The sequence below is a fragment of the Actinoalloteichus fjordicus genome (assembly GCF_001941625.1).
In the GTDB taxonomy this organism is placed as follows: Bacteria; Actinomycetota; Actinomycetes; order Mycobacteriales; family Pseudonocardiaceae; genus Actinoalloteichus_A; species Actinoalloteichus_A fjordicus.
In genome coordinates, this window is sequence record NZ_CP016076.1 from 4418531 (window position 1) to 4441892 (window position 23362).

Consider the following 23362-nt stretch of genomic DNA (forward strand, 5'->3'; position numbering starts at 1 on the left):
GACTCGGCGACAGGATGCGACGGCCGAGGCCCGGCCAGGACTCCCCGGGCGCGGGGCCTCGCGGTGATACTGCCGCCATGCGCATCGGATTCCTCGGCCTGGCCCACTCCCACCCGTTCACCGACGCAGGCGTCGCGCGTTCCCTCGGCGTCGACGAGGTCGTCGTATGGTCCGACGAGCCCGCTCGGCTGGCCCGATTCCGCACCGAGCACGCCTGCCGGGTGGCCGCCTCCCCCGCCGCGCTGCTGGCCGCCCGTCCGGACGTCGTCGTGGTGACGGTGCGGCCCGCCGCTGCGGCGGACGCGGTCGGCCGGGTGCTGGCGGCGGGCGTGCCCTGCTTCGGCAACAAGCTGCTGACCGCCGACCAGCGCGGGCTCGACGCACTGGACGCGGCCGTGGCGCAGGCGCCGGACCGGTTCCTCACCACGTCGGTGCTGCGCTTCGCCCCGGCCGTGGCCGCGCTGTCCGCCCGGATCGAGCCTGCCGACGTCCTGACGGCCCGCGCCGAGGTGGCCCACGACATCGGCGCGTTCCTGACTCCGGAGCGACGGTGGCAGGACGTCCCCGCGACCGGCGGCGGGACGTTGATCTCGGTGGGGCTGCACGGGATCGAGATGCTGGACGCGGTGCTCCGGCCCGCGACGGGCCTCGCCCCCGTCGCGGGCGTGGGCGCGACCAGGATGCACGACACGGCCTCCGAGGATGTCGGCGTCCTGCTGCTGCGCGGGCCCGACGACCTGCCTGCGACCGTCGAGGTGGTGGGCGTCGGGGCGGCGGAGCGCTACGCCGTCACACTGCATACGAGGACGGGCCGGGTCGAGGCCGTGCTCGACGGCGCCGATCCACTGGAGGCGCTGGGCTATCGCGGCACGATGCGCGCGGTGCTGCGGATGGCAGGCGGCGCCCCGAGCGAGGTGGCGTGGGCCCGCAGCCGCGCCGTGCTGCACACGGCGATCCTGGCCGCCGAGACGGCTCGTTCTTGACGCCTCACCACCTCGAATATACGGTCTTGTCCGTAATTGGGAGGTGGTGGTCATGCGAGCGACACGACTCGCGGCGGTGCTGACGGCGGTGGTCTCGGTGTGCGGTCTGCTCACCGGCTGCGGGCAGCAGGCAGACGGCCGAGACACCGTCACGATGTGGACGTACCCGGTCATCACCGACCCGGCGGCGGACCGGGAGTTCTGGGCTCGCACCGTGGCGGGCTTCCGCGAGCGGCATCCGGAGATCCGGGTGGAGGTCGTCTCGCAGCCGTGGTCCAACCGGGACGCCACCCTCACCACCGCCCTGCTGGCGGGCAAGGGGCCCGACGTCGGCTATCTCATCCCCGACCAGGTGGGCCGCTACCACGCCCAGGACGTCCTGGCCCCGATCTCGGACTTCCTGCCCGAGGACACCATGACGGACTATCGGGACAACGCGCTGGCGGCGTTGAGCATCGACGGAACCCCATATGTCGCCCCGATCCTGATGAGCGCCCTGGTCGGCTCCTGCGATCAGCGAGTGCTGGACGCGACCGGCGTCGAGCCGCCGCGCACCTGGGAGGAGCTGCTGGAGATCGCGCCCGTGCTACGGGAGGCGGGCTATTACGCCACCCATTACCAGGGCGATCTCCAGGCCGCGCTGAACATGAACTTCTACCAGTACCTGTGGCAGGCGGGCGGCACGGTCTTCACCGAGGACGGCGAGCATCTCGCCCTGGACGGCCCGGAAGGCGTGGCCGCGCTGGAGTTCCTCAAGACCCTGGTGGACGAGGAGTATGTCGACCGCTCCGCGCTGACCCAGGCCTACCAGCCCGACCAGTCGCCGATGGCGCGGGGGCGGGTCGCCTGTGTCTACAACATGGGCCCCACCGAGGCGGCCGCGGCGATGGGCGGCAGCGAGCACCTGCACATCACGCCGCCGCTGACCGGGGCCGTCCAGACCGCCTACGGGACGGTCGGCGGCTACGCCGTCTTCCACGAGGCGCGGGACCCCGACGCGGTCCGGACCTGGATGGCCTACCTCACCAGCACCGAGGTCATGTCCGACTACAACCGGGCCGCCGGGTACTTCTCCCCGCGAGAGTCGGTGACCGACCTCTACCCCGACGATCCGGTGCTCGCCGAGGCCGAGCAGTACCTGGAGCTGACCACGCCGGGGGAGCCCAACTCCCGCTACCGCGAGGTGCTCCAGATCGTGGCGCCGCTGGTGCAGTCCGCGCTGCTCGGCGAGCAGTCCCCGCAGGAGGCGCTCGCCGAGGCGGCGCAGGTCGCCGAGCCGCTGCTGGCCGGCTGACCCGCCCGGCCTCGTCGCTCAATCCCGCATCCGGTGTCCGGAGACGGATCACCGTCGCCTCGCCACGAGGAGTCTTTCGTCCCCATGACGACCATCGAGCGCCGCGCCCGACGCGGCAGATCGCTCTCCCCCGGCTGGATCGGGCTCGGCTTCGTCCTGCCCTGCTTCCTGCTGTTCCTGATGTTCCGCTTCGGGCCCGCCATCGCAGGCGTGCTGCTGAGCTTCGCCAACTACACCGTCGGCGGGAACCTGGAGTGGAAGGGCCTGCTCAACTACCAGCGGCTCATCGCCGATCCCGGCTTCCTCAACGCCTTACGGGTGACGCTGGTCTACACGCTGATCTCGGTGCCGCTGACCATCGCCGCCGCCACCGGCCTGGCGCTGCTGACCCGACGGGCCTTCCGGGGCGCGCGGCTGTACCGGTCGATCTTCTTCCTGCCGGTGGTCACGAGTCTCATCCTGGCCGGCGTCGTGTTCACCTGGATCTTCTCCAGCGGTGGCCCGTGGTCGACGGTGCTGAGCGCCTTCGGCTTCCCGGTCACAGACTGGCTGGAGAGCGGCACCTTCGCCCTACCCGCCGTGGCGCTGGTGGGGGTGTGGACGCGGTTCGGCTACGGCGTGCTGATCATCCTGGCCCGACTCCAGGAGGTGCCCCGCGAACTGGAGGAGGCCGCCGTCGTCGACGGCGCGGGGCCATGGCGTCGCTTCCGCCACGTGGTGCTCCCGCAGCTGCGGCCAGCGGTGTTCTTCCTGGTCATCATCGAGACGACGTTCTCCTTTCAGGCCTTCGACACCATCTACGTGATGACCTCGGGCGGGCCGGTGGACGCCACCTACTCACTGGTGTTCGACCTCTACCAGGAGAGCTTCGTCAACTTCGACTTCGGCTACGCCGGGGCGATCGGCGTGGTGCTGTTCGTGCTGACGCTCGTGATCGCCCTCATCCAGCGCGCCACTCTGGGCAGGGAGTCCTGATGTCCGTCGTCGACACGATCACCGGCCTGACCAGGCCGTCGGCCACCCGCGCGCCCACCGCCACGGGCGACCCGTTCGCGCCCCGAGGCCTGGCCAAGGTGCTCACCCACCTCATCGCGGCGGTGTGCGCGCTGGTCACGATGTTCCCGCTCTACGCGATGGTCGTCCTGTCGCTGCGCAGGCCCGGCGCGATCGAGTTCCCGGCGAGCCTGGTGCCGTGGGACCTCTCCGGCGAGTCGTTCGCCCGCATCTTCGCCACCCCCGAGGTGTGGCGGTGGATGGTCAACACGCTGGTCTACGCCCTGGTGTCGGTGGTGTTGATCCTGTTGATCTCGGCGATGGCGGGCTACGCCTTCGCCAAGCGGCGGTTCAAGGGCCGCGAGGTGATGTTCTGGTCGCTGGTCTCCATGCTGATGGTGCCCTACCAGGTAACCCTGATCCCGCTATTCATCCTCGTCGCCCGCTCGGGCGGGGTGGACACCTACTGGGGGCTGATCCTGCCGGGACTGGCCAACGTGCAGGCGGTGTTCCTGATGCGCCAGTTCATCATGGGCATCCCGGACGATCTGATCGAGGCGGCCCGCATCGACGGGTGCGGCGACTGGCGGATCTTCGCCCGCATCGTGCTGCCGCTGTGCAAGCCGATCCTGGCGACGCTGGGGATCTTCGTCTTCCTGTGGCACTGGAACGACTTCCTGTGGCCGCTGCTGGTCGGCCAGGACCCGGCGATGCGCACCCTCACCACCGGCATCGCCTCCCTCCAGGCGGAACAGATCCCGCTGTCGCAAGTGTTCGCGGGCTCGGTGGTGGCCTTCGTGCCGATCTTCCTGGCCTACCTCGTCGGCCAGCGCTACATCACCGACAACGCCGTGGCCGTGGGAATCAAGGGATAGAGGAGCGACATGTTCACCGACGAGACCGCACTGGAGACGGCGTTGTCCGCGCCGTCGGCCGCGCTGGTCGCCGAGGCGGCCCAGTGGCCGGGCGACCTGGTGGTGCTGGGCGCGGGCGGCAAGATGGGACCGACGCTGTGCCGGATGGCGCGGCGGGCCGCCGACGAGGCAGGCCGCAGCGACCTGCGGGTGCACGCCGTGTCCCGCTGGTCGGACGCCGCCGTCGCCGACCGACTGCGGGCGGCGGGCGTCGATCCGGTCGTCGCCGACCTGACGCTCGACGCCGACCTGACCGCGCTGCCCGAGGCCGCGAACGTGGTGTTCATGGTGGGCGCCAAGTTCGGCAGCGCCGCCGCCCCGCACCACGCCTGGGCCGTCAACGCCGCACTGCCCGCCCTCATCGCCCGCCGCTATGCCGACAGCGCGATCACGGCGTTCTCCACCGGCAACGTCTATCCGCTGGTTCCGGTGGCCACCGGCGGCTGCACCGAGGACGACGCACCGGACCCGGTCGGCGAGTACGCGATGGCGTGCCTCGGCCGGGAGCGCGTCCTGGAGCACGCGGCGGACACCAGAGGAACCCGGATCGCGGTGCTGCGGCTGAACTACGCCGTCGAACCCCGCTACGGGGTGCTCGCCGACATCGCCAGAGCCCTGACCGCCGGGGCGCCGGTCGACGTCACGACCTCCCACGTGAACGTCGTCTGGCAGCGCTACGCCAACGAGGTCGCGCTGCGCGCGCTGACCAGGGCGAGCAGCCCGCCGTTGATCCTCAACCTGACCGGGCCGGAGACCGCATCGACCCGCCGGATCGCCCTCGGACTCGCCGAACGGCTCGGCGTCGCAGCCGAGTTCACCGGTATGGAAGCACCCAGCGCGCTGCTCAACGACGCGGGCCGCTGCCACGCCCTGTTCGGCTATCCCGACGTGGCGTTGGGCACGCTGCTCGACTGGCAGGCCGGGTGGATCGCCGCAGGCGGAACGCTCTGGGACAAGCCGACGAAGTTCCAGCGTCGCGACGGGCGGTTCTGATGACGACGACCACCCTGCCCGCCGCCGAGGCCGCCCTGCTGGCCGAGGGGACGGTGATCCCCGCGCATCCGCTGGCGCTGACCGCCGACCGCCGACTGGACGAGCGTCGCCAACGCGCGCTGACCCGCTATTACGTCGATGCGGGTGCGGGCGGGCTCGCCGTGGCCGTGCACACCACCCAGTTCGCGATCCGCGAGCCGTCGATCGGTCTGCTGCGCCCGGTGTTGGCGCTGGCCGCCGAGACGATGGACGCCCACGTCGGCGACCGCCCGTTCCTGCGGATCGCAGGCGCCTGCGGGCCGGTGGAGCAGGCCGTTGCCGAGGCGGAGCTGGCCGCCGACCTGGGCTATCACGCGGTGCTGCTCTCCCCCGGCGGGCTCGATCGGCTCGACGAGGCGGCGCTGATCGACCGGGCCGCCGCCGTCGGACAGGTGCTCCCGGTGATCGGCTTCTATCTCCAGGAGGCGGTGGGCGGGCGCAGGCTGTCGGTGGACTTCTGGCGACGGCTCGCCGACCTGCCGCAGGTGGTGGCGATCAAGGCGGCGCCATTCGACCGCTACCGCACCCTGGACGTCGCCAGGGGGCTGGCCGCCTCCGATCGGGGCGGCGAGGTGGCGCTGTACACCGGCAATGACGACAGCATCCTGCTCGATCTCCTCGGCGGCGCCGGGGGCCGGGTGGTGGGCGGCCTGCTGGGTCAGTGGGCGGTGTGGACGGCGGGCGCGGTGCACACCTGGGAGCTGGCCCGCCGGGCCAGACAGGGCGACGGCGCTGCCCTGCGGCTGGCCGTCGAGCGTGCCCCGCAGCTCACCGACGCCAACGGCGCGGTCTTCGACGTGCACAACGCGTTCCACGGCTGCATCGCCGGGGTGCACGAGGTGCTGCGCGGGCAGGGTCTGCTGGCGGGCACCTGGTGTCTCGATCCGGCGGAGGACCTCTCCCCCGGTCAGGCGGCCGAGATCGACCGGGTCCGCACGGCGTACCCGTGGCTGCTCGACGACGACTTCGTCGCCGAGAACCGGGATCGGTGGCTGCGATGAGCATCGTGGTGGCGGTGCCTCGGCGGTGGCGCGAGGCGTTCTTCGGCGCGGGAGCGGCGGGCGGGCGCGGCCGGGTCGAGGGCGAGACCGCGCAGTCCGGTGTGGACGGAGCGGACGGACCCGGGCCGGGCCTCGGCGACGAGCGGGCGTCCGACGCAGGCGAGATCGGAGCCCGGACGCGAGGCGGCACGGGCAGGGACGCCGAGGAGAATCCCCGCGAAGACCGAGCCCGAGGCTCCGGCGAGCCCGAGGAACGGTCGCCGGTCTTCGGCAGGTCGGGAACCGGCGCGGAGGACGTCGGCACAGCGGACGACCTCGGCACGCTTGCCACGCTGGCCGGGCTCGGCACGCTGCGCATCGTGGCCCAGTCCGATCCGCTGCCTGCGGACGCGCGGGTGCTGATCACCGGCTGGGGCGCGCCCGTCCTCACCGAGGAGACGCTGGCGCGGGCGCCGCAGCTCGAACTCGTGGCCCATACCGGCGGCACGGTGAAGCCCTTCGTGACCGACGCGGTGTGGCGGCGCGGCGTCCGCGTGACGCAGGCCGGGGCGGCGATGGCCTACCCGGTCGGCGAGGTCGCCCTGGCCTTCACCCTCGCGCTGCTGCATCGGCTGCCACGCTTCGACCACGCGCTGCACGCGGGCGTCGGGTGGGCGAGGGCGAAGGACGCACCGCCCCGGCACGAGCTGGCGGCCAGCCGGATCGGCGTGGTCGGGGCGTCCCGCACCGGACGGGAGTACATCCGACTGGTGCGGCTGCTCGGGGCGACGGTGACCGTCGCCGACCCGTACCTGACCGAGGCCGACGCCGAGGAGCTGGGCGTGCGGGCCGCATCGCTGGACGAGGTGCTCACCGAGAACAGGATCGTCGCCCTGCACGCTCCGGTGCTGCCGGAGACCAGACACCTGATGGGCGCGCGAGAGCTGGCGCTGCTGCCCGACGGCGCAGGCCTGGTCAACACCGCCCGGTCCTGGCTGGTGGACCCGGTCGCGCTGCTGGACCAGCTGCGCACCGGCCGGATCGACGCCGCCGTGGACGTCTTCGACGACGAGCCGCTCGCCGAGGACGATCCGTTGCGAGACCTGCCGAACGTGCTGCTCACCCCGCACGAGGCGGCGGGCACCGTCGAGGCCCGACGACGCCAGGGCGACCTCGTCGTCTCGGAGGTCGCGCGGTTCCTTCGCGGCGAGACGCTGCGGCACGAGGTGACGGCGGCGGACTGGCACCGGATCGGGTGAGCAGGCACGGGCGCCGCGCGGCCGGCCCGCCCGCCGCGCGCGCCCGGCCGCGTCTCCGGTGTGTCCCCGGCTCGGGACACCCAGGCCGATCACCGCGTTCGCCCCCCGTGCCCGCATCGGGAGCAGCCGTTTCATCGGTCCGAGACCTCACGCCGCGCCGCAGGGTGATCGCCTGCCGCTCGGCCACTGTCATCGCAGCCACGGCGCAGGCATAGTCGGACCGGTGGAGATCACCGACTACCTCGAGACGCTGCGGCACGAGGGCAGGCTGTTCGCCGAGGTCGCCCGCCATACCGACCCGAACGCGCCCGTGCCCGGCTGCCCTCGGTGGCTGGTGCGTGACCTCGTCCGGCACCTGGGCGTCGTTCACCGCTGGGCCACCGGATTCGTGGCCGAGCGGCGGGAGCATCCGGTGGCGCTGCCGGAGCCGCCGGCGCTGGCTGACGACGCACTCGTCCCCTGGCTGACCGAGGGCCATGATCGGCTGCTGATGACGCTGGCCGCCGCACCGCCCGACCTGACCTGCTGGACTTTCCTTCCCGCGCCCTCCCCGCTGGTGTTCTGGGCGACTCGCCAGGCCTACGAGACCGCCGTGCACCGCGTGGACGTCGAGACCGCCCTCGGCCGCCCGATCTCCCCGATGCGACCCCGCTTCGCGGCGGGCGGTATCGAGGAGCTGCTCGCGGGATTCCACGGGCGACGACGGAGCCCAGTGCGCACCGATTCGCCGAGAACGCTGCGGGTGCGGGCCACCGACGTCGCCGACGCGGACTGGATCGTGCGTCTCTCCGACGAACCGCCCCGCACCGAGCGCACCGCCGAGGAGTCGCCCGTCGTCGACTGCACCTACGAGGGCCCGGCGGCCGAGCTGTACCTGGTGTTGTGGAACCGGCTCCCGCTGGAGACGGTGCGGATCAGCGGCGACGTGACCCTGGCGCACCGCTGGCGCGACCTCACCAGCACGTGAGCCGCGCGGGCCCGCCGCTGCGGGCGCTCCTGGTGCCGACGATGGTCAGCAACGCAGGCTGCGCGCCCTCGACCATGCCACCGACCCCGGCCGCCGTCGGATCGGAAGTCCGCGAGGACACTGCGCCGGACTCGGGGAACCCGGCGGGAACGGCCGCTCTCGCCGGGCGGGGCTCGGTCCGAGCCGCAGGGCAGGCTCGCGGCCTCGCGCCGCTCGGGCTGCGCACGAGGCCGTGCGGTGTGATCAGGGTGTCGAGACGTCACCGGACAACGTGGCGGGTGGCAGCGCGGAATAGGCACGCGGCCCCGCCCGCCTCCAGCCTGCGGGCGAACTCGGTGACCTTCGAGGGTGCGAAGGTCCGATCGAAGCACATCCCGATGCTCGCGCGCCGCGTACTCATGATCACCCCCTAGCCGGGCGGGCCGGTGGGAAGGAGCGTCGTCGGCAGTCGCTTCAACGGCGTCCGCATCGATCGGCGGCGCCGGGGGACTCGGAGTCCGCGAGCGCCGTGGCGGGACGAGCCGACCGGCTTCGCCAAGGTCCGTGCCAGGCAGCCAGCCAGGCAGCCGGAGGCGGATGGCATCGATGCCATCCGCATGACATACGGACGCCCGACCTCGTCAGATTGGCCAGTTGCGACCGATACGATCAGGCCCGGAGTCCTGGGCACCGCGCTCGATGGCCCGCACCACGACGGTGGTTCCGCACTGACCTGGCGAGACGGGCGCCTCATCCGGGATGGGCGGCCGGAGCGCATTCTGTCCGGGTCACTGCACTCCGGGTGCATCCCGCGCAATGGCGAGACCGACTGCGGCGGCTGGTGGACCTTGGTCTCAATACTGGCGCCGATGCCGACCGACCTGCGCGAGGTGGCATCGCCCTTCCTGCACGATCTCTACGCCGCGACCCTGGACACCGTCCACCTGGCCGTCCGGGACGGCACCCAGGTCCTCTACGTAGACCGACTGGCAGGCCGCCGCTCCGTACCCGTGGTCAGCACGATCGGCTCGCGGCTGCCCCTGCACTCCACCGGCGTCGGCAAGGTGCTGCTTGCGCATGCACCGGACGAGGTCCAGTCTGCGGTACTCGGCTCCCTCACCCCGGTCACCGTCCACACCATCACCCAGCCCGGCAGACTGCGCACCCAGCTGAAAGACATCGTGACCAACGGCTACGCGACCACCGTCGAAGAGATGGCGCTCGGCGCCTGCTCCGTAGCCGTGCCCCTCCACCAGGGCACCCACGTCATCGCCGCGCTGGGAATCGTGGTCCGCAGCCTCCGCCGCGACAGGAATCGACTAGTCGCGGCCCTCAAGGTAGCCGCCCACGGCATCAGCAGAAGCCTGAGCTGACGACGTCGGTCGAAGTGTGCTCGCTCGCCTGCGGCGGGACGGCCGTCGACCGGCAGGGCGGAGCGGACGCCGTCGCCGACCTCGGGTCCGGACGCTCGACGCCTCCCCGAGTGCGGCTCGATGACTACGACGTCCCAGCTACGACGTCTCCACTACGACGCCCCGACTACGAGGCTCCGCGCCGATGCGGCGACGCGAAGCGCTCCAGCTCGTCTCTTGCCCTGGTCAACGCGGCGATGATCTGCGGGGTGGTGGTGTCGTCCCACCGGGCCAGCGGCGCGGTCACGCTCAGCGCGTCCTGCGTCTCCTGGCCTAAGCGCAGCGGAACCGCGATGCACGACACGCCCGGCTCGTTCTCCTCGTGCTCGCTCGCCCAGCCGCGCTCGGCGGCCAGCGCCAGCTCGGCGAGCAGCGCGTCGACGTCGGTCTGCGTGTCGGCGGTGAGTGCCTCGGGGCTGGGGCCGACGATGCGTCGGACCTCCGCAGGCGCCAGGCAGGCCAGCATCGCCTTGCCCAGCGCCGTCGCATGGGCGGGCAGTCGGCGGCCGATGGCCGAATACAGCCGAAGTGGATGCACCGACTCCCGCTTGGCGAGATAGACGACGTCGGCGCCGTCCAGCCTGCCCAGATGAACGGCCTCCCCGGTCAGCTGCGCGATCTCGTCGAGCGCCCCCTGACACCGGGAGGTCACCGGATCGGCGTCGACGTAGGCGGTGCCGATCTGCAGGGCGCGGACGCCGAGGGAGAAGCGGGTGCGGGAACCGTCCTGGGCGACCCACCGCCGGTCAAGCAGGGTGTGCAGCAGGGCATGCAGACTGGACTTCGGGAAGCCGAGGCGCCCGCGCAGCTCGCCGAGCGTCAGTTCGCCGTGCTCGGCGAGGCATTCCAGGATCTCCAGGGCACGATCCGCGGACTTGACCGGATGGTGCGGCCCGCCGCCGGACTCCAGTGCCATGAGAGGTGCTCCTCGTCTCGCGATGTCGCCGGTCCCGACCGGACCGCGAGACTCTTTCGCCGCACCGATCGATGCCGTATCTTCCAGAAATCTGACCATGGTTCACATATGTGGTCAATGTCGGCGGCAGCGGCGAATGGAGGACACATGTCCGACGTCATCCTCGAACCGAGGACCGGTCGGCGCAGGCAGCCGCGCGGTCGCCGTCGACTCCCTGGCTCGAACCCGATCCCCCGCACACACCCGATGCCGCGTTCGCACCGGGCGGCGCCGCGAACTCCGTCCGCACGATCGACCGGCTGCGAGGCACTCGGCGGGCTCGGCGCCGAACCGGTGCAACCGACGCCGTGACCGGCGGGCAGGCGGCGACCCCGTCCTGCCCCGCCGGACGACGACACCGACCGAGGATCCCGCAGCGGACGCGACGTCCGACCGTACTGACGGGGCCGCCGTCGACGTTCCCCCCACCTCTCCGAGGAGCAGGCCCCGACATCCCGCCGAGCCTGCACCGCTCCCGTACCGCTCGACGCGGTGACACGACGCAGACACGACGCAACGAACCGGCGCGATGACGCGCCTGCCACGACGACCGCCCGGCCCGACGAGCCGCCGACGACCAGGACCACGAGTCGACGGCCCGCCGAGGACGACCACCCGCTTCACCCGGCCCGCACCGGGCCGGAGCGACGACGCTCGCGGGCCCGCGGCCGGAGCGCGATCGGCAGTGAACTGAGCTGGAGGCAATGATGCTGAAGCGACGCGACGCCCTGCGAATACTGGGTCTGAGCGCGGTGCTGAGTTCGAGCGCACTCGGGCTCGCAGGCTGCGGCCGGTCGAGCGGCGGAGCGAACGGACCGCTGCGGGTGGCCATGGTCAATCATGTGTGGACCGACGCCGTTCGCTCGAAGATCGGCGAGTTCGAGGATCTGGCCGGGCGCCGGGTGCTGGTCTCGACGATGACCTCCGACCAGCTGTCGAACACCTACAACGTCAAGTTGAACGCCAGCGCCCCGGACCTCGACGTCATGATGTACCGGCCGCTTCAGGAACAGCTCCTGTTCGCCCGCAACGGCTGGCTCGCCGAACTCGACGACCTCCTGGCCGAGGACGACGACTACGACTGGGCCGACGTCCAGGACGCGGCGAAGGACCGGGTGACGATCGACGGCCGGGTCTTCGGCGTCCCGGTGGTCACCGAACGACCGACGCTGTACTACCGCCGCGACCTCGTCGACGCGCCGCCGACCACGCTCACCGAGATGCTGGAGACGGCCCGCAGGCTGCACGACCCCGGCGCGGGCCTGCACGGCTTCACCGGTCGCGGTCAGCGGGCGGGCGCGGTGAGCATGTTCTCCAGCTACCTGTACTCCTTCGGCGGCGACTTCATCGTCGACGGCCGCTCCGGTGTCGGCACGCCGGAGGCGCTGGCCGCCTACGAGTACTACGGACGGCTGCTGCGCGAGACCGGACCGATCGGCTCGACCAACATGACCCTGGAGCAGATCACGCCGATCTTCGCCCAGGGCAAGGCCGTCTTCGCGATCGACGCCGACGCGGTCTATCAGAACTTCATCGACCCGGCGACCTCACTGGTCGGTGACCGGACCGGTTTCGCCGCCTTCCCGGCGGGGCCTGCGGGTTCCCGTCCCTTCAACATCCCGTCCTGGGGGTTGACCATCAACGTGTTCTCCGAACGCAGAGACGCCGCCTGGGAGTTCATCCGTTGGGCCAGCGGCCCCGAGATGACCCTGCGGCTGCAGAACGAGGGCGTGCCCAGCGCCAGGGACTCGGCCTGGGCGGACCAGGAGAGTCTCGCCTCCTTCCCGCCGGATCTCGCAGAGTCGATGGCCGCGGGCATCGCGACCGGAGTGGGAGCCGACCGCCCCGACGTCGTCCAGGTCGGCCGGGCCCGCGACATCGTCGGGCGGCCGATCGTGGCGAGCATCCTCGGCGACGACGTGGCCGCCTCCGCGCGGGACGCCTCCGAGGAGTTCGACGACTTCCTGGTCCGCGACGCACGGCAGAGGCAGCTCTGACATGGCCATTCGAACGCTCGAACAGGAGAACCGTCGTCTCAAGTGGACGATGCTGGCCCCGGCGCTGATCTTCATCGGCGTGATGATCGTCTTCCCGATCATCTATACCGTCTATCTCAGCCTGACCGATGCCTTCGGCGCGGTGAACGCCGACAGCTCCTTCATCGGACTGCTGAACTTCAGCGACGCGCTGAGCGACATGCGCCGGTTCTGGCCCGCCGTCGGCCGCACGGTCGTCTTCACCATCGCCGCCGTCGCGCTGGAGCTGACCCTCGGCCTGGCCCTGGCGATGCTGCTGCGCCGCCCGTTCCGGGGAATGCGCTGGGTCCGCACCATCATGATGGTGCCGCTGCTGGCCACGCCCGTCGCCGTCGGCGTGCTCTGGCTGCTCATCCTCGACCCGACCACCGGCATCGCGAACACGCTGCTCGGCTTCGTCGGCATCCCGCCGCAGCCGTTCCTCGGCTCGATCGCCCAGTCCCTGCCGACGCTGGTGCTCATCGACGTCTGGCAGTGGACGCCGATGATGACGCTGCTGCTGCTGGCCGGGCTGAGCACCCTGCCGAACGAGCCCGACGAGGCCGCGCTCGTCGACGGCGCGTCGCCCTGGCAGCGGTTCCGCCACGTCACGCTGCCGATGCTCACCACCACGATCATCACCGCGCTGGTCCTGCGCAGCGTCGACGCGCTCAAGACCTTCGACCTCATCTACGCGACCAAGGGGCCGGGCGGCGGGTCTAGCCACGAGGCCGAGACGCTCAACATCTACGCCTACGGGCTGACCTTCGACTACCAGGAGTACGGGCTGGCCGCAGCGGTCCTGGTCGTCTTCACCGTGATCATCGTCCTGATCGTCCTCGCGCTCCGGCGCCGTTCCGCGAAGGCATCCTGATGACCGCCACGCTGCCGAACCCCACGCCCGTCTCCGCCCCGTCGCCCGGCGTCCAACGGCACGTCCGACGACGGCGCACCCTCAACGGCCTGCGGATCGGTGGGATCGCCCTGGTCAGCGCCGTGTTCGCCGCGCCGTTGATCTGGATGGTGCTCGCCGCCTTCAAGACCAACGTGCAGATCGGCAATCCCGCGAACGCGGTGGTGTTCACGCCGACCACGCAGAACTTCCGCAACGTCTTCAGCGAGGGCGTATTCCTGCCCGCGATGCTGAACTCGGCGATCGTCGGCATCGTCTCGACGGCGCTCTCCGCGATCATCGCGGTGCCCGCCGCATGGGCCATCGGGCGATTCGCCATGCAGCGGGCCGGAAACTGGGTGCTGATCGCACGCATCATCCCGGCCGTGTCGCTGCTCGTGCCGTGGTACTACCTGTTCGCCCGGCTCGAACTGGTCGGCGGCTATACCGTGCTGGTGCTCAGCCACATGTTCGTCTCGGTGCCGCTGATCACCTGGATCATGATCGGCTTCTTCTCCTCGATGCCCCCCGAGCTGGAGGAGGCGGGCCGGGTGGACGGCCTCTCGGCGTTCGGCGCCTTCCGGCGGATCTCGCTGCCGCTGGCCGCGCCCGGCACCGCGACCGCCTGCGTGCTGGCCCTCGTCTTCAGCTGGAACAACTTCATGTTCGCCCTGATCCTGTCCGACGAGTCGACCAAGACGCTGCCGGTGGCGTTGTTCAACTTCATGTCCTACGCCAGCGTCGACTGGGGCGGGCTGATGGCGGCCTCCACGCTGATGAGCGTGCCCGTCATCCTCGCCGCCGTCTTCGGCCAGCGCTATCTCGTCGCCGGTCTCACCGCAGGGGCGACCAAGGGCTGAGATCGCCTGCCCGCATCAGAAACCGACCCGTCGGCAACTCCCACGAAAGGAAGCACATGCGGATCGTCAACGCCGAGGTCGTCGTCACCAGCCCCGGCCGCAACTTCGTCACGCTGGAGATCACCACCGAGGACGGAGTGCACGGGTACGGCGACGGAACGCTCAACGGCCGGGAACTCGCCGTCGCGAGCTATCTGACCGACCACGTCGTCCCGCTGCTGGTCGGCCGGGACGCGCACCAGATCGAAGACACCTGGCAGTACCTGCATCGCGGCGCCTACTGGCGGCGCGGCCCGGTGACGATGGCGGCGATCGCCGCCGTCGACGTGGCGTTGTGGGACATCAAGGCCCAGGTGGCCGGGCTGCCCCTCTACCAGCTCCTCGGCGGGGCGAGCCGCACCGGCATCCGCGCCTACGGACACGCCAGCGGCCGGGATCTGCCGGAGCTGTTCGACTCGATCCGCGCCCATCTCGACGAGGGCTACAAGTCGATCCGCATCCAGTCGGCCGTGCCGGGACTGGGCACCATCTACGGCATCGGCGCGGGCACCACGACCGGCGGGACGGGCCGCTACGACTACGAGCCCGCTCGCCGTCACCCGGTCCCCACCGAGGAGGTCTGGGACACCCGCGCCTACCTGCGGCACCTGCCGACGGTGTTCGAGGCGGTGCGCAACGAGTTCGGTCCCGAGCTGCCGCTGCTGCACGACGTCCACCACCGGCTGACGCCGATCCAGGCGGCGAAGCTGGGCAGGTCGCTGGAGCCCTACGACCTGTTCTGGATGGAGGACTGCACCCCGGCCGAGAACCAGGAGTCGCTGCGCCTCGTGCGGCACCACACTACGACGCCGCTGGCGATCGGCGAGGTCTTCAACTCCGTCGTCGACTACCAGACGCTGATCCGCGAGCAGCTCATCGACTACGTCCGCTCGGCGGTCACCCACACCGGCGGAATCAGCCCGATGCGCAAGCTCTTCGACTACGCGGCGCTCTACCAGGTGAAGTCCGGCATCCACGGCCCCACCGACATCTCCCCGGTGGGCATGGCGGCCGGGTTGCATCTCGACCTGGCGATCCACAACTTCGGCATCCAGGAGTTCATGCCGCACAGCGCGGAGACCTACCAGGTCTTCCCGCACGCGTACACGTTCACCGACGGCTACCTGCACCCGGGCGAGACACCTGGTCTCGGGGTGACACTGGACCGCGAGGCGGCGGCGGCCTTCCCGTACGAGCCCGCCTACCTGCCGGTGAACCGCCTGCGGGACGGGACGATGCACGACTGGTGAGCCCGCGTCAGGCATCCGGAGCGGGCATCGAGGTCACGGCGCTCCTGCGGCGCCACCCGACGCAGGCGGCGCGGGCCGACTCGGGCCGGCCGATGCCTGCCACCGTGGCGTGGGCTCCTCTCGCATCGCCGGGGCACGTCGCCACGTTCACCACGCTTCTTCGCGGGGGCGGAGGGAGTGAGGGAACGCGGCGGCGGGCCCTGCTCGGCTGACCGGGCCCGCACCACTCGGCGAGATGGGCGCCGGACCAGTCGGCCGCCGGCTCGCCTCGGCCGACACGTGCGACGGCGAGCCGGGTCGGACGCCGCCGGGGCGATCCTGTCGGGCGGAGCCGACGTCGACTCTCCGGCCTGCGTCTCGTCCGGGGCGGTGATGGCGCGGCGCCCGGCGGGGAAGGTCGCCGCGCGACCAGTGCAGACCATGGCACGAGGGCATCTCGCACGAGGCCCGGCCCGGGGCTGCTCAGCCGACCGGGGAGAGCTGGACCGGACCGGTGAGATCGATCGCCCAGGGCACCTCAAAGTCGAGGCCCTCACCGCCGTCGGGCAGGGTGAAGGTAATCCCGGTCGCAGCGTGACCGGGCCCGTCGGGCTCGGCCACGCTCACCAGGACGTCGGCCGTCCGCAGCTCGTCGAGTCGCACGACGGCGGTCTCCCGACCGGCCTCCACAGTGGACGCCACGTCCAGTGCCGTGCCTGCTGCGTCGTGGAACACCAGGTCCGTAGGCGCGCCGACGAGCGTGCAGGCCACGCCGTCGACCGAGGTGAAGACGATGCGGAAGCGCTCCTCCGCCACGACCGGCGACGGCAGCTCGATCACCTCGGCATCGACCTGCCCTGGCAGGCAGGCATCGACGGCGTCCGACGCCCGCTCGGCCGCGGCCGTCGACGTGTCGGCGGCGCGAACCGGGGCGAGTTCGCCCGTCGTCGTCCCGCCGATTCCGGAGTCCGACGGCAGACCCGGCAGGACGCCGCCGAACCCCCCGGCGAGAAGTCCGCCGACCAGCACGACGCCGATCGGCACCACGCCGATCCGCCCGCGTCGAGAGCCTCGACCGCTGGACGTCCGTCTCTTCAGGTTGTCACCGCTCATACTCCTCAAGACTCCGACAGCCCGAGGAACGCTGCATACTCGCGATCTCGATCACAGGCAGACAACCTCGGCGACGTGATCAGCGTGTCGTGGTCTGGGACCTGCCTTCTGCGAGGCGGTGCGGGCCTCGCCGTCCAGAGCAGACGAGGGATGCCCGATCCGCCGTCCCACGTCTCAACGACGCCGGCCCGCTGCGCAGGCCGCACCCGGCGGTTCCGAGCCACCGGGCCTGCCCGGCGCCCGGCCACCGCGGCCCTGCGACCACGCAAGCCCCGCCGCGCGCGGCTGCGTGGTCGCGCCCGCGCCGCTCAGACCCTGAGCAACCCCCGCAGATGACGCGCCGTGGCGCCCTCCCCCGTCGCGACGTGCTCCGGCGAGCCCTCGGCGACGACCAGGCCGCCGTCGGCGCCGCCGCCGGGGCCGAGGTCCACCACCCAGTCGGCCGCGGCCACCACCTCCATGCTGTGCGAGACGGCCACCACGCTGTGCCCCGCCGCGACCAGGTCGTGCAGCACCCCGGTCAGCCGCGCCACGTCCAGCGAGTGCAGTCCGGTGGTCGGCTCGTCCAGCAGGTAGAGGGTGTGTCTGCCGGGCCTGCGCTGAAGTTCGTTGGCGAGCTTGATCCGCTGCGCCTCCCCACCGGAGAGGGTGTTCCCCGGCTGCCCGAGCCGCAGGTATCCCAGGCCGACCTCGGCCAGCACGCGCAGCGGACGGGCGACGGGGCCGAGGTCGGCGAAGAACTCGGCGGCGTCGTCGACCGACATCGCCAGGACGTCGGCGATCGAGCGGCCCCGATGACGGACGGCCAGCGTCTCGGCGTCGAAGCGGGCCCCGTGGCAGACGTCGCAGGGCAGGAAGACGTCCGGCAGGAAGCCCATCTCCACGCGCACGGTGCCGTCGCCGGAACAGTCCTCGCAGCGGCCGCCGGGCGAGTTGAAGGAGAAGCGCCCGGGTTTGAAGCCGCGCCGCCGTGCCTCGTCGGTCTGGGCGAAGACCTTGCGGACGCTGTCGAGGATGCCGGTATAGGTCGCGGGGGTGGACCGCGCCGAGCGACCGATCGGCGACTGGTCGACCCGGATCACCCGGTCGATCGCTCCCAGCCCCAGCACCTCGTCGTGATCGCCCGGCGGCGGGGCGTCGCCGCCGAGCGCGCGTTCGGCCGCACGGCACAGGATCTCGTCGACCAGCGTCGACTTGCCCGCGCCGGAGACTCCGCTGACGGCGACCAGCATGTCCAGCGGCAGCGTGACGTCGACGTCCCGCAGGTTGTTCGCCCTGGCGCCTCGGACGACGATCTCCCGGCCGGGTCGCGGCGTCCGGCGCACCCTCGGCACGCCGCCGGGGCGCGCCGTGGAGCCGCCGGGATCGCGCAGGAAGCGGCCGGTCAGGGAGTCGGAGTCGTCGAGCAGCTCCTCGGCGGTGCCGGTGAACATCAGCCTGCCGCCCAGCTCGCCCGCGGCGGGCCCCAGCTCCACCACCCGGTCGGCAGCACGAATCACCTGATGGTCGTGCTCCACCACCACCAGGGTGTTGCCGACGTCGCGCAGCGCGCGCAGGGTGGCGATCAACGCGGCGGTGTCCTCCGGATGCAGCCCCACGGTCGGCTCGTCGAGCACGTACAGCAGGCCGAAGAGTCGGGTGCCGAGCTGTCCGGCGAGCCGGATGCGCTGGGCCTCGCCGCCGGACAGCGTCCTGGCGGGCCGGTCCAACGTGAGATAGCCGAGACCGACCTCGGTCAGGAAGGTCAGCCGGTCGGTGATCTCGATGACGGCCTGCTCGATCACCCGTCGATCGCGGTCGGCGACCTCCAGCCGCGCGAAGAACCGTAAGGCCGAGGTGACCGGCAACGCGCAGGCCTCGGCGATGCCCCGGCCGCCGACCCGCACCGAGGCCTGCGCCGGAGCGAGCCGGCTTCCGCCGCAGCCAGGGCAGGCCACGGTGCGCAGATACGGCTCGGCCGGGTCGGGAGTGCCCTCCCCCGCCGAGGCGCGACGCCGCTCCAGCCACGGGAGCACGCCGAGGAAGCGCGCCCCGGAGATCGGGCCCGCTCCCGTCGTCCCCGAGCCGTCCACCCCGTGCAGCAGGGCGCTGCGGAGTTCCGCAGGCAGGGTCCGCCACGGCGAGGCCGTGCTGCGACCTGCCCGTGCCACCAGGTCGGCGGCGGCCGACCGTTCGGCGGGCACGGTGCGCCACGGCGCCAGCGCGCCCTCGTCGAGGGAGCGAGCCTCGTCGGGGACCACCAGCGCCGGATCGACCTCGCGGGTGCTGCCCAGGCCGAGACACGCCGGGCACTGGCCGAACGGAAGGTTGAAGGAGAACGCGGGCCCCGACAGGTCCGGCAGCGGCGTGTCGTGGCCCGCCGGGCAGGCCTGGTCGACGAGTTCGGCGGCGCAGTCGGTGCAGTGGCCTCGGCCGACCCTGGCCCACAGCACGCGCATCAGGTCGTAGACCTCGGTCACCGTGCCGACCGTCGACCGGGGGTTCCTGGATGCCGAGGACCGCTGGTCCACGGCGACGACGGAGCAGAGTCCGTCGAGCCGGTCGACGTCGGGCTTGTCCATCTCGTTCATGAACTGCCGCGCGAAGCTCGACATCGACTGCACCTGACGGCGCTGCGCCTCGGCGTAGATCGTGTCGAAGGCCAGTGAGGACTTCCCCGAGCCGGAGACGCCGGTGAAGACGATCAGGCTGCGGTGCGGGAGGTCCAGGTCCACCCCGCGCAGGTTGTGCACTCGGGCGCCGCGTACCGAGAGACGGTCCGGGAGTGCGGGCGCCGAGACGAGGGCGGCGGGTGCCTCGGAGTCGACTGTGGTCATGACGATCCTTCCTGGGCGGAACGGGAGGCGGGATCGATCCACCGCGGGGTGTCGAGCCCCACATGCAAGGGGCCGCGGTGTGGTTCGGCGTCCCGAGCCACGCGGGGATCACGGTGGTCTCGGACGTCGAGGACTGATCCCCGGCGCGACGCACGCGCCTATTGCTCAAGTTTGAGTTTCGGACGAGACCCTGGCCGCTCGTCGGGAGATCGATTCGGACTGAAACCCTGACTCCGAGGGCTGCTCAACCTTGAGTTGACAGCCCGACTCCGCTGTGAGCACGGATCAGGGGGCTCCTCAAACTAGAGCATCGGGCCCGATCACACAAACTTGAGTAAGACCCCCGGAGATCGACGCCCGCACCCGGCGACCCCAGCGGGCACTGCCGACCGAAACCGCGACACGCCGACGGCCGACCGGCGCTCAGGCCGCCGTCCGCACACCGCAGGGATGCCGGGGTGCTCGGGTGTGGACCGTGCAGGAGCACCGACGCGGGTGAGAGCCGACGGCACGCGGGGCGGGCGACACCGGAACTCGGGAACGGCGGGTTCGGCGACACCGACGTCCTGGCCGGGGCGGCCCGGCCTGCCGACCTCGGTGGCGTCGAGTCACCCTCGGGCGCCGGGACTGCACAGCACCGAGACTAAATCGGACACCCAGCCCGCATCGGCACTACTCGGTCACAGGCACTGACCACCGCGCGCGTTGCCGGACAGGGTCCAAGTCCCCGGCGACCCGGCGGAGGACGGGCCGTCATCGACGAGCCGGTAGGCGCCGTCGGCCAGTCGAGCGATCAGTCGCCGGGTCCACTCGGCATCGCTGCGCGCCGTATGTCCTCGGAGGGCGGCCAGCTCTTCCAGATGAGCCTGACGGTCGCCGGGATCGCGCGACTCCGGGTCGAGCGGCAGCTCGGCGACTTTGACGTCCAGCGCGGCGAGCCGCTCCCCGAGCAGCGCGATCACCTCGTCGCGGGGCAGTGCGGGCATCAGTGCCAGCCCGGCGGCGAGCACGTCGGGACGGTGCTCGGCCTGCCGCAGCGCGTCCCGCAGCAGTCGGAAGAACTCGGCCTCGCCGTCCTGGGTCAGCTCGTAGTCGACGCGCCCCGGCCACTCCTCGATCTCGGTGGCCTTGAGGAGCCCGAGCTTCGCGAGCTGGCGCAGCCCGTGGTAGATCGAACCCCACTTGACGTTGATCCAGCCCTCGGCCGCCCACGAGGACAACTCGGTGTGGAGCAGATAGCCGTGCGCCTTCCCGAACCCCCGCACCACGCCGAGGACCAGCAGTCGCGTCGCCGACATCGTCTCCCTGTTCGACCGAGGAATCTCGCCGCGCACAGGCTAGACCAGCGGGGATCGCACTCGCCGGTCAGGAAGGCCGTCGGGGCGAGCACACCTGCCTGCCCCGACGGATCTCCGCGCGAAGAAGGGCGGTCAGCCTGCGTGTCGGGGACGCTGGGGCCGCGAGACCACGTGGTCGACGAAGCCGTACTCCAGGGCCTCCTGGGCGGTGAACCAGCGGTCCCGGTCGGAGTCCTTGGTGATGCGCTCCACCGTCTGACCGGTCTGCTCGGCGATCAGCTCGGCCATCCGCCGCTTCATCTTCGAGTAGACCTCGGCGCGGATCGCCACGTCGGACGCGGAACCGCCCAGGCCCGCCGACGGCTGGTGCATCAGCACCCGCGCGTGGGCGAGCACGTGCCGCTTGCCCGGCGTGCCGGAGGACAGCAGGAACTGTCCCATCGACGCCGCGAAGCCCATCGCGAAGGTGGCCACGTCGGGCTCGATCAGCTGCATCGTGTCGTAGATCGCCATTCCGGCCGAGACGGAGCCGCCGGGCGAGTTGATGTAGAGCGTGATGTCCTTCTCGCCGTCCTCGGCCGCCAGCAGGAGCAACTGGGCGGTGATCCGGTTGGCGATCTCGTCGTTGACCTCGGACCCGAGGAAGACGATCCTCTCCTGGAGAAGTCGTTCGAACACCGAGTCGCTCAGGTTGAGCCCGGACCCGGCATGCATCTCGGGCGTCGAATTCTCCGTCATAGTCGCCTGTTTCCTCTTCCCCGCATCGAAGTCGATGGCACCGCACCTCGACCCTAGGCCCGGCTCCGCCGCGAGGTCGCCCTGTTCGCTCAGGGCAGGACGGAGTACGAACCGGACCGAGCCCCGATGATCGCAGAACACCCGATGCGGCGTGCGGGCGGCGCCGTCCGTCGGCGAACCCGTCGGGGGCGTCGAGCCGCGACACGCCGTCGGGAGTCGGGCGGCGCGGGACGTGCGGCGCCGCGAGCACCCGGCCGAGGAGAGAGACCCGCGATCGGGGCGTCGTCGCCGAGGGCACGGTGGCGGATCTGGTCCTGCTCAACGCGAATCCGCTCGAGCAGATCGAGAACGTCGGCGACATCGACCGCGTCTTTCGGCGAGGCCTGCCGGTCTTCACTGCGCCGGATCGGCCGGTGCCCTTGCCGTCCGCCTACGCCGCGTCGGAGCCGGGAGTCCGCACGTTCACCGACGCCACCGGGACCACCGTCGCCGACGGCGTCACGATCCACTACGACACCACGCGGTTCGACGCCGAAGGAGTCCGTGTGCTCCGCTATGCCGACGCCGCAGGGGAGATCCTGCGCGGGCCGGCCGCCTCGCCACCGGTGACCTCCCGTCGCCCTCCCCGGCCGGGGCACCCGCTCAGGTGGCCGCACCGCGCAGCGCGTCCCGGCAGGCACGCACGGCCGGATGCGCCCCGCTGCCCCGCCGGACGGCGGTGAACAGCCGGCGGCTGCCCCAGGGCTCGGGAAGCAGCGACAACGGCACCGTCGGCGGCCGGCTGGCCCACACCAGGTCGGAGAGAAGAGCGGCGCCGTGGCCCTGCTCGACGAAGCGGAGGCAGGTCAGCGCGTCGGCCGTCACGAAGCGGACGTCCGGCTCGAACCCGGCGGCACGACACAGCGCCATCGCCCAGCGGCGGGCCGCGTTGTCCCCGGGCTCCATGATCCACGGATGGGCGGCGGCCGACCGCAGCCTCGCGGCGGGGTCGGCTCCCTCGATCGGGAGCGTGCAGGCCAGCCGGATGACGTCGTCGCACAGGTCCTCCTGCTCGACCTCGATCGGCCGAGGCTCCGGATCGTGCGGGTACTCCTCGGCGAGCACCAGATCGAAGTCCCTGGCCAGCAGGGCGACCAGCGCCTCCTCCGGCTCGGACTGGGTCACCTCGACCCGCAGCCGGGGATGCGCGTCGCGAAGGGTCGTCAACGCCTGGGGCACCAGGGTGAGCATCGTGGTCTGGAACGCCGCGATCCGCAGCGTGCCCACCACCTCCCCCATGGACGCGGCCAGATCCGCCTCGGCCCGCTCCAGTCGCTCCAGCACCGCCTCGGCGTGTGCGACGAGGATCTCGCCCTGGGCGGTCAGCCGGACCCGCCTGCCCACCGGCTCGCGCAGCGGCACGCCGACCTCCGCCTCCAGCTGCGTGAGCTGCTGGGAGATCGCCGACGGGGTGTAGGACAGCGCCTTGGCCACCGCCGCGAGGGTCCCCCGATGGCTGAGTTCACGCAGCAGCCGGAGTCGATGAAGATCGAGCATGACGCCCCTTCTCCCACCAGGTGGATTGGTAAGTCAGGCTGACGACGAAGCCTAAATA

The 23362-nt window shown here is 71.6% G+C and carries 19 protein-coding genes; 13 read left to right on the top strand and 6 right to left on the bottom strand.

Going from position 1 to position 23362, the window contains the following annotated elements:
* Positions 1 to 77: 77 nt before the first annotated feature.
* The 9 genes from UA74_RS33000 to UA74_RS18855 all read left to right on the top strand — a co-directional run bounded on the left by UA74_RS33000 (position 78) and on the right by UA74_RS18855 (position 9774).
* A complete protein-coding gene (locus UA74_RS33000) occupies positions 78 to 983 on the top strand; it encodes a Gfo/Idh/MocA family oxidoreductase (protein WP_075741440.1) in 906 nt (301 codons plus the stop codon).
* Positions 984 to 1035: 52 nt separating this feature from the next.
* The gene (locus UA74_RS18820; RefSeq protein ID WP_075743972.1) at positions 1036 to 2277 is read left to right on the top strand and encodes an ABC transporter substrate-binding protein; all 1242 of its coding nucleotides are present in this window, start codon (positions 1036 to 1038) and stop codon (positions 2275 to 2277) included.
* An 84-nt stretch (positions 2278 to 2361) separates the two neighbouring features.
* Positions 2362 to 3252, top strand: a complete 891-nt coding sequence (locus UA74_RS18825) for a carbohydrate ABC transporter permease (RefSeq protein ID WP_075741441.1) — start codon at positions 2362 to 2364, stop codon at positions 3250 to 3252.
* Positions 3252 to 4145, top strand: coding sequence for a carbohydrate ABC transporter permease (locus UA74_RS18830; protein WP_083683343.1), 894 nt, complete (start codon positions 3252 to 3254; stop codon positions 4143 to 4145). The genes UA74_RS18825 and UA74_RS18830 overlap by 1 nt, the downstream gene beginning before the upstream one ends.
* A 9-nt stretch (positions 4146 to 4154) precedes the next feature.
* Positions 4155 to 5177 (top strand): NAD-dependent epimerase/dehydratase family protein, encoded by a 1023-nt coding sequence (locus UA74_RS18835; RefSeq protein WP_075765019.1) that lies wholly within the window; start codon positions 4155 to 4157, stop codon positions 5175 to 5177.
* On the top strand, positions 5177 to 6217 hold the full coding sequence (locus UA74_RS18840) for a dihydrodipicolinate synthase family protein (RefSeq protein WP_075765022.1): 1041 nt from the start codon (positions 5177 to 5179) through the stop codon (positions 6215 to 6217). Before UA74_RS18835 ends, UA74_RS18840 begins: the two co-directional genes overlap by 1 nt.
* On the top strand, positions 6214 to 7455 hold the full coding sequence (locus UA74_RS18845) for a hydroxyacid dehydrogenase (protein ID WP_083683345.1): 1242 nt from the start codon (positions 6214 to 6216) through the stop codon (positions 7453 to 7455). The genes UA74_RS18840 and UA74_RS18845 overlap by 4 nt, the downstream gene beginning before the upstream one ends.
* Positions 7456 to 7678: 223 nt before the next feature.
* Positions 7679 to 8422, top strand: a complete 744-nt coding sequence (locus tag UA74_RS18850) for a maleylpyruvate isomerase family mycothiol-dependent enzyme (protein WP_075741444.1) — start codon at positions 7679 to 7681, stop codon at positions 8420 to 8422.
* Between the two features lie 848 nt (positions 8423 to 9270).
* A complete protein-coding gene (locus tag UA74_RS18855; RefSeq protein WP_232237326.1) occupies positions 9271 to 9774 on the top strand; it encodes an IclR family transcriptional regulator in 504 nt (167 codons plus the stop codon).
* A 166-nt stretch (positions 9775 to 9940) separates the two neighbouring features.
* On the opposite strand, the gene UA74_RS18860 is transcribed toward UA74_RS18855, so the two are convergent.
* Positions 9941 to 10729: an IclR family transcriptional regulator gene (locus tag UA74_RS18860; protein ID WP_075741445.1), complete on the bottom strand. Its 789-nt coding sequence runs from the start codon at positions 10727 to 10729 to the stop codon at positions 9941 to 9943.
* A 743-nt stretch (positions 10730 to 11472) separates the two neighbouring features.
* Between UA74_RS18860 and UA74_RS18865 the strand changes: the two genes are divergently transcribed.
* The 4 genes from UA74_RS18865 to manD are packed head-to-tail and all read left to right on the top strand — an operon-like array spanning position 11473 to position 15824.
* On the top strand, positions 11473 to 12765 hold the full coding sequence (locus UA74_RS18865; protein ID WP_075765024.1) for an ABC transporter substrate-binding protein: 1293 nt from the start codon (positions 11473 to 11475) through the stop codon (positions 12763 to 12765).
* Position 12766: 1 nt separating this feature from the next.
* Positions 12767 to 13657, top strand: a complete 891-nt coding sequence (locus UA74_RS18870; protein WP_075741447.1) for a carbohydrate ABC transporter permease — start codon at positions 12767 to 12769, stop codon at positions 13655 to 13657.
* Positions 13657 to 14535 carry a carbohydrate ABC transporter permease gene (locus UA74_RS18875; RefSeq protein ID WP_075765026.1) on the top strand — a complete coding sequence of 293 codons (879 nt, stop codon included), beginning with the start codon at positions 13657 to 13659 and terminating at the stop codon, positions 14533 to 14535. Before UA74_RS18870 ends, UA74_RS18875 begins: the two co-directional genes overlap by 1 nt.
* A gap of 56 nt (positions 14536 to 14591) precedes the next feature.
* Positions 14592 to 15824, top strand: a complete 1233-nt coding sequence (manD, locus tag UA74_RS18880; RefSeq protein WP_075765028.1) for a D-mannonate dehydratase ManD — start codon at positions 14592 to 14594, stop codon at positions 15822 to 15824.
* A 462-nt stretch (positions 15825 to 16286) separates the two neighbouring features.
* Here the strand turns inward: manD and UA74_RS18885 are convergent, their stop codons facing one another.
* The 5 genes from UA74_RS18885 to UA74_RS18910 all read right to left on the bottom strand — a co-directional run bounded on the left by UA74_RS18885 (position 16287) and on the right by UA74_RS18910 (position 23304).
* Positions 16287 to 16916: a hypothetical protein gene (locus tag UA74_RS18885; protein WP_075741451.1), complete on the bottom strand. Its 630-nt coding sequence runs from the start codon at positions 16914 to 16916 to the stop codon at positions 16287 to 16289.
* A gap of 308 nt (positions 16917 to 17224) precedes the next feature.
* Complete coding sequence (uvrA, locus tag UA74_RS18890) at positions 17225 to 19732, bottom strand: excinuclease ABC subunit UvrA (protein WP_075765032.1); 2508 nt, start codon at positions 19730 to 19732, stop codon at positions 17225 to 17227.
* Between the two features lie 680 nt (positions 19733 to 20412).
* Positions 20413 to 21030 (bottom strand): PadR family transcriptional regulator, encoded by a 618-nt coding sequence (locus UA74_RS18895; RefSeq protein ID WP_075741453.1) that lies wholly within the window; start codon positions 21028 to 21030, stop codon positions 20413 to 20415.
* Positions 21031 to 21162: 132 nt separating this feature from the next.
* Complete coding sequence (locus tag UA74_RS18900) at positions 21163 to 21768, bottom strand: ClpP family protease (protein WP_075741454.1); 606 nt, start codon at positions 21766 to 21768, stop codon at positions 21163 to 21165.
* A 642-nt stretch (positions 21769 to 22410) separates the two neighbouring features.
* A complete protein-coding gene (locus UA74_RS18910) occupies positions 22411 to 23304 on the bottom strand; it encodes a LysR substrate-binding domain-containing protein (RefSeq protein WP_075765036.1) in 894 nt (297 codons plus the stop codon).
* Positions 23305 to 23362 lie beyond the last annotated feature (58 nt).

What these genes read in the sequence shown, in the direction of transcription:
- UA74_RS18820 (WP_075743972.1), top strand. Translation starts at nt 1,036, where the DNA reads ATGCGAGCGACACGACTCGCGGCGGTGCTGACGGCGGTGGTCTCGGTG.
- UA74_RS18875 (WP_075765026.1), top strand. Translation starts at nt 13,657, where the DNA reads ATGACCGCCACGCTGCCGAACCCCACGCCCGTCTCCGCCCCGTCGCCC.
- UA74_RS18825 (WP_075741441.1), top strand. Translation starts at nt 2,362, where the DNA reads ATGACGACCATCGAGCGCCGCGCCCGACGCGGCAGATCGCTCTCCCCC.
- UA74_RS18895 (WP_075741453.1), bottom strand. Translation starts at nt 21,030, where the DNA reads ATGTCGGCGACGCGACTGCTGGTCCTCGGCGTGGTGCGGGGGTTCGGG.
- UA74_RS18845 (WP_083683345.1), top strand. Translation starts at nt 6,214, where the DNA reads ATGAGCATCGTGGTGGCGGTGCCTCGGCGGTGGCGCGAGGCGTTCTTC.
- UA74_RS18835 (WP_075765019.1), top strand. Translation starts at nt 4,155, where the DNA reads ATGTTCACCGACGAGACCGCACTGGAGACGGCGTTGTCCGCGCCGTCG.
- UA74_RS18830 (WP_083683343.1), top strand. Translation starts at nt 3,252, where the DNA reads ATGTCCGTCGTCGACACGATCACCGGCCTGACCAGGCCGTCGGCCACC.
- UA74_RS18885 (WP_075741451.1), bottom strand. Translation starts at nt 16,916, where the DNA reads ATGAGCGGTGACAACCTGAAGAGACGGACGTCCAGCGGTCGAGGCTCT.
- UA74_RS18900 (WP_075741454.1), bottom strand. Translation starts at nt 21,768, where the DNA reads ATGACGGAGAATTCGACGCCCGAGATGCATGCCGGGTCCGGGCTCAAC.
- UA74_RS18860 (WP_075741445.1), bottom strand. Translation starts at nt 10,729, where the DNA reads ATGGCACTGGAGTCCGGCGGCGGGCCGCACCATCCGGTCAAGTCCGCG.
- UA74_RS18840 (WP_075765022.1), top strand. Translation starts at nt 5,177, where the DNA reads ATGACGACGACCACCCTGCCCGCCGCCGAGGCCGCCCTGCTGGCCGAG.
- UA74_RS18870 (WP_075741447.1), top strand. Translation starts at nt 12,767, where the DNA reads ATGGCCATTCGAACGCTCGAACAGGAGAACCGTCGTCTCAAGTGGACG.
- UA74_RS33000 (WP_075741440.1), top strand. Translation starts at nt 78, where the DNA reads ATGCGCATCGGATTCCTCGGCCTGGCCCACTCCCACCCGTTCACCGAC.
- manD (WP_075765028.1), top strand. Translation starts at nt 14,592, where the DNA reads ATGCGGATCGTCAACGCCGAGGTCGTCGTCACCAGCCCCGGCCGCAAC.
- UA74_RS18910 (WP_075765036.1), bottom strand. Translation starts at nt 23,304, where the DNA reads ATGCTCGATCTTCATCGACTCCGGCTGCTGCGTGAACTCAGCCATCGG.
- UA74_RS18865 (WP_075765024.1), top strand. Translation starts at nt 11,473, where the DNA reads ATGATGCTGAAGCGACGCGACGCCCTGCGAATACTGGGTCTGAGCGCG.
- uvrA (WP_075765032.1), bottom strand. Translation starts at nt 19,732, where the DNA reads ATGACCACAGTCGACTCCGAGGCACCCGCCGCCCTCGTCTCGGCGCCC.
- UA74_RS18855 (WP_232237326.1), top strand. Translation starts at nt 9,271, where the DNA reads ATGCCGACCGACCTGCGCGAGGTGGCATCGCCCTTCCTGCACGATCTC.